Here is a 13,359-nt window from a genome sequence, read left to right as displayed (position 1 = left end):
TCGGGATGCGGCCGGCCGTCGTACGACGCGAAGCATACGGCTTGCTACAGGCGGGTTTCGCGCGCCGCGCGCAGGAATGCATCGAGCAGCGGCGTGCAGTCGAGCAGCTCCGACCCGCCGGCACGATGGAACTCGGGGTGCCACTGCACGCCGACGACGAACGGCGAACGGCGATGGCGAATGCCTTCGATGATCCCGTCGCCGGCCGACACGGCCTCGATATTCAGATCGCGGCCGAGATCGCGGATCGCCTGATGGTGGATCGAGTTGACGATCGCTTCGCTGCGCCCCGGGAACATGCTCGCAAGCGTCGACGAATCCGGGAAGCGGATCGCGTGACGATGCTGGTCGTAATGCTCGCTCACGTGCGCATTCGCGGTCGGCACGTCGGTGGCGATGTCCTGGTACAGCGAGCCACCGAACGCGACGTTGATCAGCTGGCAGCCGCGGCACACGCCGAGCACGGGTTTGCCGGACTCGACGAACTCGTGCAGCAGCTCGAGCTCGTACATGTCGCGCACGCGATCGCCCGGCCATTCGGGGCGGGCGTCGGACGCGGCATAGGTTTGCGGCGATACGTCTGCACCGCCCTGCAGCAGCAGGCCGTCGAGATGCTTCGCGTAGTCGCGCAGGCGGATGTTGCTCGGATGAATCATGCCCTGATGGCCGACGGTCGGAATCATGAACACGAGCACGTCGCGCGACATCACCCAGTGCGCGATCGATTCCTCGAGGTACTGGAGCGTCTTGCCTCGCAGCCCCTTCGCCCCCGGTTCCGGATGGAAGATCCGCGCCGACACGCCGATGCGCAGCGTGCGCTGCGTGATGCGCTGGCCGGCACGGTCGAACAGCCGGCGGGCGCGGGCGGCCACGATCCGGCCGAATACCGACCACGGCGTGTCGCTCTGCTTCAGATAGGCCGGCGGCGCATTCTGCGCGCTCGCGGGCGGCGGGCGCGGCGTGTCGAAATCAGGCTGCGCGCCGAAACCGGGTGGCGGCGTGCCAGCCTTCGGCGGCGCGGCGGCGGCAGCGCCATCGATGGCAGCGCCGGTCGCCCCGGGCGCGCCCGGCTCGGACGCAGCCGTAACCGGTGACGCGCCGTCGGCAGCGACGTTGCGCGCGGCGGCCTGGGTGGCCGGCGCGTCGGGCGCTTTCGCCGGATCGGTACGGGGTGAATCGGAAGAAACGGAGGAGGTGCCGGGCAGACCGGCCGGGGAAGGCGTGTTTTCGCTCATGACGATGGTCTGGTACGTCGCTCACGCGTATGGATAAACGAAGATTCATTATGCTTCAGCGCACGATCGAGCGGCAAACCTGCAACATCCTGTCGATATTGTTGCAAGTCGACGGCAAACTGCGTCGGGGGAGCGCCCCGCCCGCGGGCCGGCCAGGCGGATGCGGCACCGCCCATACTGGACATCAGTGATATATCACAATAATATCCACGCATCGTCCACGCTTCCCGACCGCCTGCGCCATGATCGCGCCCCGTCCGGCCGCCGCGCCGCACCCTGCATGAATGCCCTCGCCGACGTCACCCACGAGCACCCGGCCGCACCGACGGCCAGCCTCGCCGACCGCGCGTATGCGCTGATCCAGCACGACATCATCACGATGCGCCTGAAGCCCGGCGCCGCCCTCAACGAAGCCGACCTCGTCGCCCGCACCGGCATCGGCCGCACGCCGGTGCACCAGGCCGTGCATCGGCTCGTGCTCGAAGGGCTGCTGTCCGTGATGCCGCGCAAGGGATTGATGGTGCGGCCGCTGTCGCTCGACGACATCGTCGCGGTGATCGACGTGCGGCGCATCAACGAAGCGCACTGCGCGGAACTCGCCGCGCGCCATGCAACGCCCGACGATCTCGCGCGCCTCGCCGCGCTGCTCGACGACGGGCAGGCCTGCGTCGACACGCACGACGTCGAAGGCATGATGGAACTCGACCGCGCCTTCCACCAGGCGATCGCCGCGGCCGCGCGCAATGCCGTCCTCGCCGACATCCTGCGCGGGCTGCATGAGCGCTCGCTGCGCTTCTGGTTCGTCACGCTGTCCGAACCTCACCATCTCGTCGACGTCCAGCGCGAGCATCGCGAGCTGTTCGATCGGCTGTCCGCGCGTGACGCCGCCGGCGCACGCGCGGCCGTTGAAAGTCATATCGATTCGTTCCGCTCCACGCTTCTTCAACATCTTCGCCCCTGAGCCGCCCATGACCACTTTCACGCCCTTCCCCCCGCTCGCCCAGCTCGCCGCCGACCTCGCCGCCGGCCGGACCACGAGCCGCGCGCTCGTCGACACCGCGCTCGACCGGATCGCCGATCCGTCGGGCCAGGGCGCAGTCGTCTTCACCGAAGTCGATGCCGACAACGTGCGCGCAGCCGCCGACGCGCACGACCGGCTGCGCGCCGCGGGCACCGTGCTGTCGCCGCTCGCGGGCATCCCGGTGTCGGTCAAGGACCTGTTCGACGTCGCGGGTCAGGTGACGCGCGCCGGTTCGCGCGTGCTCGACGGCGCGCCGGCCGCGCGCACCGACGCGGTCGCGGTCGCGCGGCTCAAGCGCGCAGGTGCGGTGCTGGTCGGCCGCACCAACATGAGCGAGTTCGCGTTCTCGGGGCTCGGGCTGAACCCGCACTTCGGCCATCCGCGCTCGCCGTACCACCGCGACGTGCCGGGCGACGCGCGGATTTCCGGCGGTTCGTCGTCCGGCGCGGCCGCGTCCGTCGCCGACGGGATGGCCGCCGTCGCGCTCGGCACCGACACGGGCGGCTCGATCCGCATTCCGGCCGCGCTGTGCGGGCTGACCGGCTTCAAGCCGACCGCGAGCCGGATCCCGACGCACGGCGGCGTGCCGCTGTCGACGACGCTCGACTCGTTCGGCCCGATCGGCCTGACGGTCGCCTGCTGCGCGCTCGTCGACCGGATGCTCGCGGGCCTCGAACCGCACGTGCCGGCCGCCCGGCCGCTCGAAGGCGTGCGGCTCGGCGTGCTGACGAACTACGTGACGGACGGCGTCGATGCCGACGTCGCGGCCGCGCTCGACGCCGCGCTCAAGCATCTCGAAGCCGCCGGCGCGATCGTCACGGAAGTGCGCTTCCCCGCGCTCGACCGGCTGCCGGACGTCAACCGCTTCGGCTTCTCGCCGATCGAGGCCTACGCGTGGCATCGCCCGCTGCTCGCCAAGCACCGCGACCAGTACGACCCGCGCGTGCTCACGCGGATCCTGAAGGGCGAACCCGCGAGCGCGGCCGACTATCTCGACCTGCTCGCCGCGCGCACGGCGATGCTCGACGAAGCTGCGCACACGGTCTGGTCGCGCTTCGATGCGCTCGTCGCGCCGACGGTGCCGGTCGTGCCGCCGCGTATCGCCGACCTCGAAGCGGATGACGATGCCTTCACGCGCACCAACGCGCTGATCCTGCGCAACCCGAGCGCGTTCAACTTCCTCGACGCCTGCGCGTTGTCGCTGCCCTGCCATCCGCGCGACGCGGCGCCGGTCGGCCTGATGCTCGCGGCCGCGCCGCACCGCGACGACGCGCTGCTCGCGATCGGCCAGGCGGTCGAGGCCGTGCTGAACACGATCCGCTAAGCGCCGCCAACCGGGCGCCGACGGGCAGGACGCGCGGTGCGGCAGGTTGCCGCACGCGCGCTGTCAGTTTCGTGCCAGACCGTTCGCGCTAAAATCGCGCGATTGTTTTCCGGACCGACCACGAGGAACCCCGCCGACATGAACGACTACACGCTCGCCATCCGCCGCGAACGCCGCCTGCTGATGCTGCTCGGATGGGTGTGCATCGCCCTGCTGGCCGGTGCGCTCTACCTGCAGTACGTGAAGAACGAAGATCCGTGCCCGCTGTGCATCATCCAGCGATACTTCTTCTGCGCGATCGGGATCTTCGCGTTCCTGGCCGCCGGGATCCGCAACTGGCGCGGGGTCTGGGTGCTCGAGCTGCTGATCGCGATCGCCGCGGCCGGCGGTGTCGGCACGGCCGCCCGGCATCTGTCGATCCAGATGAATCCGGGCTTCAGCTGCGGCTTCGACACGCTGCAGCCGATCGTCGACAGCCTGCCGCCCGCGCAGTGGTTCCCCGGCATGTTCAAGGTCGCCGGGCTGTGCGAGACGGTCTACCCGCCGATCTTCGGCATCCTGCTGCCCGGCTGGGCGCTGATCGCCTTCGCCGTGATCCTGGTCGCGGTCGCCGCGAGCCTCTGGCGCCATCGCCGCAAGCTCGTGGCCTGACCGGCCGGTTTCGCAACGACCTGCGCGCGGCCCGTTCGCCCGGGCCGCACACGACCGCCGGCCCGTGACCGCCCGGCTCCGGAGCGCCCGCCGGCCCAGCCCGGCGAGCCGCATCCGGCCCGTCAAGCGTAAACACCTACCCCGCCGCCGCCCGGGTCTCCGGGCGAACGCGCATCGCGCGAGTTCCGCGCCCAGCCCCGCCACGCCTGCGTTTCGGCCCGATGTGCACGCATCGGCGCCCCGATCCCGCGCGGCGGGCCTATGATCGACATGATCGCCTCCTGATAGCCCGGATCACCGCCCCGCGATGTTCCCGTCGCCTCGCGGTGCTATCTTCGTGACTGGATGGCGATCTACGTGCGCGAGGCCAGGCGGTCTCACCACCCCTGCGTAACGCGCGCCCGATCCGCAATGTCGACTGGATTCATCATGACAACGCAAACCATCCGCATCCGTCACCCTCATGGCGTCCGCGCATCCGGCGGGGCCGTCCGCGCGCGCCGTTCGCGCGCTGCCGCCGCACTGCATCGGCCGTGCGGCCGGCCCGCCTCGCTCCCGTCCGTCATCGTTGCCGCCACGCCCGCCAGCCCGCGCCGCATGTCGTGCCGCGTCGTCCCGAACGGAGCGTGCTGATGGAAGCCTGGCTCGGCGATCTGCAGCAACTGCTCGCGCACGGCGAAGCGGCCGTGCTCGTGACGGTCGCGCACACCGACGGCTCCGCGCCGCGCGAAGCCGGCACCAAGATGCTCGTCACGCGCGACACGGCCCGCCATACGATCGGTGGCGGTCATCTGGAATGGAAGGCGATCGAGATCGCGCGGCATCTGCTGAAGGATGGCGCGCACGTGCCGCACGCGCGCCGGCTCGAACGGCTCGCGCTCGGCCCGAGTCTCGGCCAGTGCTGCGGCGGCGCCGTGGTACTCGCGTTCGAGCGGCTCGACGTGGGCGATCTCGGCTGGATCATGTCGCTCGCGAAGCGTGTCGCGGCCGGCGTCGCGACCGTGCGTAGCGTATCATTCGGCCCCTCGCCGGGCGCGCCGCTGTTGAGCGAGCCCGAATCGGAAGCCGCGCGTGCCGACTGCCTGCTGTGGGAAACCGGCGGCGTGTCGCTGATGACCGAAACGATCGCGCCGTATGCGTTCCCCGTCGTGCTGTTCGGCGCCGGGCACATCGGCACCGCGCTCGTGAAGGTACTGGCGACGCTGCCGTGCCACGTGCGCTGGATCGACGGGCCCGATGCGGTGTTCCCGCCGGCCGACGCGCTCGCCGGCATCGGCAACCTCGCGATCGAAGCGGCCGCTGCCCCGGCCGACGCGGTCGACGCCGCACCGCCGCAGTCCTACTTCGTCGTGATGACGCACGACCACGCACTCGATTTCGTGCTGGCCGAGCGCATCCTGCGACGTGGCGACTATGCGTATTTCGGGATGACCGGCTCGCACGCGAAGCGCGCGCAGTTCGATCATCGCCTTGCAGCCATCGGCATCGACCCGGCCCAGGTCGCGCGGATGCGCTGCCCGATCGGTGTCGAAGGCATCATCGACAAGGCGCCCGAGGTGATCGCGATCTCGGTGGCTGCGCAATTGCTGCAGGCCGTCGAGGCAAACGCGAATGCGAACGCGTCCACGCAGGCTTCCCCTACCTACTGACCGACCAAGAACGACGCCATGACCCCGACATTCAAGGACAAGATTGCCCGCGCGCCGAAAGCAGAGCTGCACATCCACATCGAAGGCTCGCTGGAGCCCGAACTGATTTTCGCGCTCGCGCAGCGCAACGGCGTGAAGCTCGCGTACGACTCGATCGACGCGCTGCGCGCCGCGTACGCGTTCACCGACCTGCAGTCGTTCCTCGACATCTATTACGCCGGCGCGAGCGTGCTGCTGACCGAGCAGGATTTCTACGACATGACGGCCGCGTACTGCGAACGCGCGCTCGCCGACAACGTCGTCCACACCGAGCTGTTCTTCGATCCGCAAACGCACACCGAGCGCGGCGTGCCGATCGAGACGGTGGTCGCGGGCATCGAGCGGGCACTCGCCGATGCCGAGCAACGCGGGCTGTCGAGCAAGCTGATCCTGTGCTTCCTGCGCCACCTGCCCGAAGAGGACGCGCTCGCGACGTTCGAATCCGCGCTGCCGCTGTTCGAGCGCTATCGCCATCGCCTGATCGGCGTCGGCCTCGACTCGTCCGAGCTCGGCCATCCGCCGACGAAGTTCGCACGCGTGTTCGAGAAGGCGCGCGCGCTCGGGCTGAAGCTCGTCGCGCACGCAGGCGAGGAAGGCCCGCCCGCGTACATCTACGAAGCGCTCGACGTGCTGAAGGTCGACCGGATCGACCACGGCGTGCGCAGCATCGAGGATCCGGCGCTCGTCGAGCGCCTCGCGAAATCGCGCACGGCGCTCACCGTCTGCCCGCTGTCGAACCTGAAGCTGTGCGTGTTCGACGACATGGCGAAGCACACGCTGAAGGCGCTGCTGGATCGCGGCGTCGCGGTGACGATCAACTCCGACGATCCGGCCTATTTCGGCGGCTACGTCAATGAAAACTACTTCGCGACGGCCGAAGGGCTGCAACTCACGGATGCCGAAGTCCATGCGGTGATCCGCAACGGCTTCGAGGCGTCGTTCATCGAACCGGCGCAGCGCGACGCACTGTACGCGCGCCTCGACGCGTACTGGCAGGCCGCGTGACGGCCGGCATCGAGGAACGCTGACAGATGAAACACGGCAACGGCATCCGCTTCGCGACCACCGGCCCGGCCTTGCGCCGGGACGACCGCGTGCGCGAGTGCGCGGCGACGGCGCTGTTCGTCGTCGCCCGCGCGTGCCTGCCGTCGCGATTTGCCGTTTCGCTCGCCACCGCATCGGCCGTGAGCGCAACGGCTGCGAGGCCCGCCGGCAATCACTCGCTGGCGGCTTCGGCCGCCACGTTCGCCCGCGCAATCGCATCCGCCGTGCCGCACGCAGCGTGCCGCACCCGCTCGCCAGGCACCGCCTTGCCGTCGTGCGGCGTCGCCCGTTTTCCTCTGTTCGCCTTATCTTGATGCAGGACCATTCGTCATGACGCAAACCGCTTTCCGTTCCCAGCTGCTGACCTTCAACGGCGACCCGGCCCAATCGAGCCAGGCCGCGAATTACGAGACCGACGGCCTCCTGATCGTCGACGACGGCAAGGTCGTCGCGGCCGGCCCGTACGCGCAACTCGCCGCGACGCTCGCGCGCGACGCGATCGTCCATGACCTGCGCGACAAGCTGATCGTGCCCGGCTTCATCGACACGCACATCCACTATCCGCAGACGGACATGATCGCGTCGCCGGCGCCGGGCCTGCTGCCGTGGCTGGACAAGTACACGTTCCCCACCGAGCGCCAGTTCGGCGATCCCGAGCATGCGCGCGAAGTCGCCGACTTCTTCGTCGACGAACTGCTCGCGTGCGGCACGACGAGCGCGCTCGTCTACTGCACGGTGCACAAGCAGTCGGCCGATGCACTGTTCGCGGCGAGCGACGCGCGTGACCTGCGGATGATCGCGGGCAAGGTGCTGATGGACCGCAACTGCCCCGAATTCCTGCGCGATACCGCGCAATCGGGTTATGACGACAGTGCCGAGCTGATCGACCGCTGGCACGGCAAGGGCCGCCAGATGTACGCGCTCACGCCGCGCTTCGCGCCGACGTCGACCGAGGCGCAGCTCGAAGCGTGCAGCGAACTCGCGCGCCGCCATCCGGACGTGTTCGTGCAGAGCCACGTCGCGGAAAACGTCGATGAAGTGAAATGGGTGGCCGAGCTGTTCCCCGGCCATCGCAGCTATCTCGACATCTACGACCGCTACGGGCTGCTGCGCCCGCGCGCGGTGTACGGCCACTGTATCCATCTCGACGACGAGGACCGCCGCCGGATGGCCGAGACACGCACCGTCGTCGCGCACTGCCCGACGTCGAACTTCTTCCTCGGCAGCGGGCTGTTCGATTTCGACAAGGCCGGCGAATACGACGTGCCGGTCACGCTCGCGACCGACGTCGGCGGCGGCACGTCGTTCTCGATGCTGCAGACGATGAACGAAGCGCACAAGGTCGCGCGGCTGTCGGGCCACCACCTGACCGCGACGCGGATGTTCTGGCTCGCAACCGCCGGCGCCGCGCAGGCACTCGACCTCGCCGATACGGTCGGCACCCTCGCCCCGCGCACCGAGGCCGACTTCGTCGTGCTCGATCCGCAGGCCACGCCGCTGCTCGCGCGCCGCACGAAGCGCGCGGATTCGCTCGAGGAACTGCTGTTCGCGTTCGCGCTGCTCGGCGACGACCGTGCGGTGTACCGCACCTATGCCGCCGGCCAACTCGTCCACGAGCGCGGCGCGGCACGCCGCCCTGCCGCGTAACGACCTGCCGGGGTTCGCCCCGGCACGCGCGGGCCTCCACCGCTACGCGTGCCGGGCCGCCAAGATTGCCGTAGCCCGATCCCGCCCCGACGCCGGGCGCAGCGCCCGCCAACCGCTTTCCCGTGCGCAACGCACCGTGCTAGAATTCGCCGCTCATTGGGGAGTAGCCGCTCCGCTCGATGTCCCGCGCTCCCGGCGCGCATCGTGACGGAGGCGTCCGTCAACAGACTTGGCCGTACGGCCATGGCGGACGCAGCCACCTAGGCCTGGCGAGACCGATGGTTCACAGCGCGCCGCATCAGGGCCCGGCGCGCGGTGGATCGTCGCTCGCACGCACAACATCGGCCCGTGGAACCCCATCCGTGTCCCAAGCCTTCCTGATCTCCACCGGCGCCGTCGCCCTCGCTGAAATCGGCGACAAGACCCAACTGCTTTCCCTCGTACTGGCCGCGCGCTATCGCAAGCCGGTGCCGATCATCCTCGGCGTGCTCGTCGCGACGCTCGTGAACCACGGTTTCGCCGGCGCGCTCGGCGAGTGGCTCGGCGTGCTCGTCACGCCGTCGATCATGCGCTGGGCGCTCGCGTTCTCGTTCATCGCGATGGGGTTGTGGATCCTCGTGCCGGACAAGCTCGATGCCGACGAAGCCAATGCCAACCGCTCGCGGCTCGGCGTGTTCGGTGCGACCCTCGTCGCATTCTTCCTCGCGGAAATGGGCGACAAGACGCAGATCGCGACCGTCGCGCTGGCCGCGCGCTTCCAGGACTACCTCGGCGTCGTGGCCGGCACGACGTTCGGGATGATGCTCGCGAACGTGCCCGCGATCCTGCTCGGCGACCGCTTCGCGCACCGCCTGCCGACGAAGCTCGTGCACGCGATCGCGGCCGTGCTGTTCGTCGTGCTCGGCGCGCTGGCGCTGCTGGGTATCGGGGTCTGACTATCGGGGTATGACGGAAGGGCATGGCCGGCGCGGCCGGACGGCCGCGCCGAGCGGGATCCCGCGTTATTTCGCGGCGGCGGCACCCGACGCGGGCGCGGCCGGCACCACGCGTTCGTTGGCAGCCGGCGCCGCCGGGCCGCCGCGCTTGTCGACCGGCAGCCGGACCGAGCGAACCGCGCCGTTGGACAGCGGGAAGTCGGCGAGCGCGCTGCGCGCGAGGAACGGCATCGCGTACAGCAGCGTGCCGTTGTCGCCGGTCGTGCGCGCGGACACGTTGTACACCTCCTTGCCCGTCGCGCGCTCAGTGATGCGGATGCCGAGCGTGTAGTCGAACACCTGGTACGTCTGCGCGACGTAGCCGGCCGGCATCGGCCCCCAGGGACCCCACGGGCCCCACGGCCCGCGCCGCCAGTACGGCCCGGGCGCGAACCACGGATCGTAATAGACCGGCTGCGGGACCGTCACGAGATCGCTGCCGACCGCATAGGTCAACCCGACGAGGTACCGCGCCTGCGCCTGCGGCACCTGCCGGAATGCATACGTCGACAGCTCGTTCGCGACGATCGGCTCGTAAGTCGACTGCTCGATGCTGTTCTTCTGCGCCTCGGTGCGCGTGAACGCATAGGTGCGTGTCGCGTCGCTGCCGCTCCAGTCGGAGAAGGCCGTGACCTGGGTCGTCACGTAGCTGGTGCAGCCGGTCAGCAGCGCCACGCACAGCACCGCCGCCCAGCCCGCACCGCGTTGAATCCATTCGCGTTTCATGTTGATCCTCTTCGATCCGTCACCCGTTCGTCGCACCGCGCGAACCGTAATGGGATGCCGATAATACGCGGACTCCCGGAACCGGTAAAAAGTTCGCCCGGCACGCGGCCGCCAGCCTTTGTACAATGGCCCGGTTCGCCCGGCCCGTGCCACGGGCCCGTCCCCCACTCCACCGATCTCGACGACCATGTCCGACAACGCCTCCTCCACCGTGATCCGCCGCGCCGACTACACGCCGCCGGCCTTCCTCATCGATGCCGTCGCGCTCGAATTCGATCTCGCGCCGGCCCGTACGATCGTCAGGAACACGATGCGCGTGCGCCGCAATCCGGACGCCGCGCCCGCGCCGCACCTGGAGCTGATGGGCGAAGCGCTCGAATTCGTCGGCGCCTGGCTGGATGGCGCGCCGCATGGCGCCGTGCGCGCGCACGAACACGGGCTGACGGTCGAGAACGTCCCCGAAGCCTTCGAGCTGACGCTCGAAAGCGCATGCGCACCCGACCAGAATACGACGCTGTCCGGCCTCTACGTGTCGAGCGGCAACTTCTTCACGCAGTGCGAAGCCGAAGGCTTTCGCCGCATCACCTATTTCCTCGACCGTCCGGACGTGATGGCGTCGTACACGGTGACGCTGCGCGCCGACAAGGCCGCGTACCCGGTGCTGCTGTCGAACGGCAACCTCGTCGATTCGGGCGACCTGCCCGACGGCCGCCACTTCGCGAAATGGGAAGACCCGTTCCGCAAGCCGAGCTACCTGTTCGCGCTGGTCGCGGGCAAGCTCGTTGCGATCGAGGAGAAGATCACGTCCGGCTCGGGCAAGGAGAAGCTGCTGCAGGTGTGGGTCGAGCCGGCCGATCTCGACAAGACGCGTCATGCGATGGATTCGCTGATCCACTCGATCCGCTGGGACGAGCAGCGCTTCGGCCTCGAGCTCGATCTCGACCGCTTCATGATCGTCGCGGTGGGCGACTTCAACATGGGCGCGATGGAGAACAAGGGGCTCAACATCTTCAACACGAAGTACGTGCTGGCGAACCCCGAGACCGCGACCGACACCGACTTCGCGAACATCGAATCGGTGGTCGGTCACGAGTACTTCCACAACTGGACCGGCAACCGCGTGACCTGCCGCGACTGGTTCCAGCTGAGCCTGAAGGAAGGCCTGACGGTATTCCGCGACCAGGAGTTCTCGGCCGACATGGCCGCGGGCGACGACCTCGAATCGGCGGCCCGCGCGGTCAAGCGCATCGAGGACGTGCGCGTGCTGCGCCAGCTGCAGTTCGCCGAGGACGCGGGCCCGATGGCGCATCCGGTGCGCCCGGAAAGCTACGTCGAGATCAACAACTTCTACACGATGACCGTCTACGAAAAAGGCTCGGAAGTCGTGCGGATGTATCAGACGCTGTTCGGCCGCGACGGCTTCCGCAAGGGGATGGACCTGTACTTCAAGCGCCACGACGGGCACGCGGTGACCTGCGACGACTTCCGTCACGCGATGGCCGACGCGAACGGGCGCGACCTCGCGCAGTTCGAACGCTGGTACAGCCAGGCGGGCACGCCGCGCGTGTCGGTGCGCACCGCGTACGACGCGGCCGCGCGCCGCTATACGGTGACGCTCGCGCAGGGCTACGGCGACGCGTCGCCGGCCGCGCGCGACACGCAGCAAGGGCCGCTGCTGATTCCGTTCGCGATCGGCCTGATCGGCCGCGACGGCCGCGACCTGCCGCTGCGTCTCGACGGCGAAGCCGCAGCAGCAGGCACGACGCGCGTGCTCGACTTCACCGACACCGAGCAGACCTTCACGTTCGTCGACGTGCCGGAACAGCCGCTGCCGTCGCTGCTGCGCAATTTCTCGTCGCCGGTGATCGTCGAGTACGACTACAGCGACGACGATCTCGCGTTCCTGCTCGCGCACGACAGCGATCCGTTCAACCGCTGGGAAGCCGGCCAGCGCCTCGCGACGCGCGCGCTGCTGACGCTCGCCGCGCGTGCGGCCGCGAACGAGCCGCTCACGCTCGGCGAGAACTTCGTCGCCGCATTCCGCCGCGTGCTGACCGATGAAAGCCTGTCGCCGGCGTTCCGCGAACTCGCGCTGACGCTGCCGTCGGAAACCTACCTCGCCGACCAGATGGCCGAAGCCGATCCGGCCGCCGTGCATCGCGCGCGCCAGTTCGTGCGCCGCCGGCTCGCCACCGCGCTGCACGCGGAATGGCTGGCCGCCTACGCGCAGCACCAGACGCCCGGCGCCTACGAGCCGACGCCGGACGCCTCCGGCCGCCGCGCGCTGAAGAACCTCGCGCTCGCGTATCTCGCCGAACTCGAGGATCCGGCCGATGCGGTGCGCCTCGCCACTGCCCAGTACGACGCGGCGAACAACATGACCGATCGCGCGGCCGCACTCGGTGCGTTGCTGTCCGCCGCGGCCTCCGGCGCGACCGAACCGGCCGAGCACGCGCTCGACGACTTCTATCGTCGCTTCGAGAAGGAAGCGCTCGTGATCGACAAGTGGTTCGCGATGCAGGCGGCACAACGCGGCACGCCCGCGCAGCCGACGCTCGCGAAGGTCCGCAAGCTGCTCGCGCACCCGGCGTTCAACCTGAAGAATCCGAACCGCGCGCGCTCGCTGATCTTCAGCTTCTGCGCGGCCAACCCCGCGCAATTCCACGCGGCGGACGGCTCGGGCTACGCGTTCTGGGCCGAACAGGTGCTCGCACTCGATGCGATCAACCCGCAGGTCGCCGCACGCCTCGCGCGCTCGCTGGAACTGTGGCGCCGCTTTACGCCGGCGCTGCGCGACCGGATGCGCGAAGCGCTCGAGCAGGTCGCCGTCGGTGCGAAATCACGTGACGTGCGCGAAATCGTCGAGAAGGCGCTCGCGTAACGCCATCGCCCGCGTCGCGCCTGCGCGATACAGCCGGTGCCGCCTGTCGCGGCACCGGCTTTTTTATGGTGTGAAGACTGCTGGAACCGCGCGCAATCGCGGAGGGCGACCGCGACACCTGCCGTTGGCGTCAAGCGCGTCCCGCCGGTTTCCATCACCGGAAAACCG

The 13,359-nt window shown here is 69.3% G+C and carries 11 protein-coding genes and 1 riboswitch; of the genes, 9 read left to right on the top strand and 2 right to left on the bottom strand.

Annotated elements, in window-relative coordinates; translation table 11 throughout:
- Positions 1 to 44 precede the first annotated feature (44 nt).
- Positions 45 to 1,235 carry a gamma-glutamyl-gamma-aminobutyrate hydrolase family protein gene (locus CFB43_RS05040; protein WP_089494306.1) on the bottom strand — a complete coding sequence of 397 codons (1,191 nt, stop codon included), beginning with the start codon at positions 1,233 to 1,235 and terminating at the stop codon, positions 45 to 47.
- A 280-nt stretch (positions 1,236 to 1,515) separates the two neighbouring features.
- Here CFB43_RS05040 and CFB43_RS05030 point away from each other — a divergent pair, with 280 nt between their 5' ends.
- The 8 genes from CFB43_RS05030 to CFB43_RS04985 all read left to right on the top strand — a co-directional run bounded on the left by CFB43_RS05030 (position 1,516) and on the right by CFB43_RS04985 (position 9,545).
- Positions 1,516 to 2,196 (top strand): GntR family transcriptional regulator, encoded by a 681-nt coding sequence (locus tag CFB43_RS05030; protein ID WP_089494305.1) that lies wholly within the window; start codon positions 1,516 to 1,518, stop codon positions 2,194 to 2,196.
- 7 nt (positions 2,197 to 2,203) lie between these two features.
- Positions 2,204 to 3,580: an amidase gene (locus tag CFB43_RS05025; RefSeq protein WP_089494304.1), complete on the top strand. Its 1,377-nt coding sequence runs from the start codon at positions 2,204 to 2,206 to the stop codon at positions 3,578 to 3,580.
- 138 nt (positions 3,581 to 3,718) lie between these two features.
- Positions 3,719 to 4,231 (top strand): disulfide bond formation protein B, encoded by a 513-nt coding sequence (locus CFB43_RS05020; RefSeq protein WP_089424765.1) that lies wholly within the window; start codon positions 3,719 to 3,721, stop codon positions 4,229 to 4,231.
- A 632-nt stretch (positions 4,232 to 4,863) separates the two neighbouring features.
- Positions 4,864 to 5,880 (top strand): xanthine dehydrogenase accessory protein XdhC, encoded by a 1,017-nt coding sequence (gene xdhC, locus CFB43_RS05010; protein ID WP_089460575.1) that lies wholly within the window; start codon positions 4,864 to 4,866, stop codon positions 5,878 to 5,880.
- An 18-nt stretch (positions 5,881 to 5,898) separates the two neighbouring features.
- Positions 5,899 to 6,924 (top strand): adenosine deaminase, encoded by a 1,026-nt coding sequence (locus CFB43_RS05005; RefSeq protein ID WP_089494302.1) that lies wholly within the window; start codon positions 5,899 to 5,901, stop codon positions 6,922 to 6,924.
- A 26-nt stretch (positions 6,925 to 6,950) separates the two neighbouring features.
- The gene (locus CFB43_RS05000) at positions 6,951 to 7,277 is read left to right on the top strand and encodes a hypothetical protein (RefSeq protein WP_256989917.1); all 327 of its coding nucleotides are present in this window, start codon (positions 6,951 to 6,953) and stop codon (positions 7,275 to 7,277) included.
- Between the two features lie 16 nt (positions 7,278 to 7,293).
- Complete coding sequence (gene guaD, locus CFB43_RS04995; protein WP_089460572.1) at positions 7,294 to 8,610, top strand: guanine deaminase; 1,317 nt, start codon at positions 7,294 to 7,296, stop codon at positions 8,608 to 8,610.
- 146 nt (positions 8,611 to 8,756) lie between these two features.
- Positions 8,757 to 8,894: riboswitch (yybP-ykoY riboswitch) on the top strand.
- Positions 8,895 to 8,972: 78 nt separating this feature from the next.
- On the top strand, positions 8,973 to 9,545 hold the full coding sequence (locus CFB43_RS04985) for a TMEM165/GDT1 family protein (protein ID WP_089494301.1): 573 nt from the start codon (positions 8,973 to 8,975) through the stop codon (positions 9,543 to 9,545).
- Between the two features lie 66 nt (positions 9,546 to 9,611).
- On the opposite strand, the gene CFB43_RS04980 is transcribed toward CFB43_RS04985, so the two are convergent.
- Positions 9,612 to 10,310, bottom strand: a complete 699-nt coding sequence (locus CFB43_RS04980; RefSeq protein ID WP_089424759.1) for a DUF4136 domain-containing protein — start codon at positions 10,308 to 10,310, stop codon at positions 9,612 to 9,614.
- A 187-nt stretch (positions 10,311 to 10,497) separates the two neighbouring features.
- Here CFB43_RS04980 and pepN point away from each other — a divergent pair, with 187 nt between their 5' ends.
- Positions 10,498 to 13,191: an aminopeptidase N gene (pepN, locus tag CFB43_RS04975; protein ID WP_089494300.1), complete on the top strand. Its 2,694-nt coding sequence runs from the start codon at positions 10,498 to 10,500 to the stop codon at positions 13,189 to 13,191.
- The last annotated feature ends 168 nt before the right edge of the window (positions 13,192 to 13,359 follow it).

Origin of the sequence: Burkholderia sp. AU15512, assembly GCF_002223325.1 — a bacterium.
GTDB lineage: Bacteria > Pseudomonadota > Gammaproteobacteria > Burkholderiales > Burkholderiaceae > Burkholderia.
Note: the sequence above shows the minus strand (reverse complement) of the source record. Positions and strands in the feature narration are given on the sequence as shown.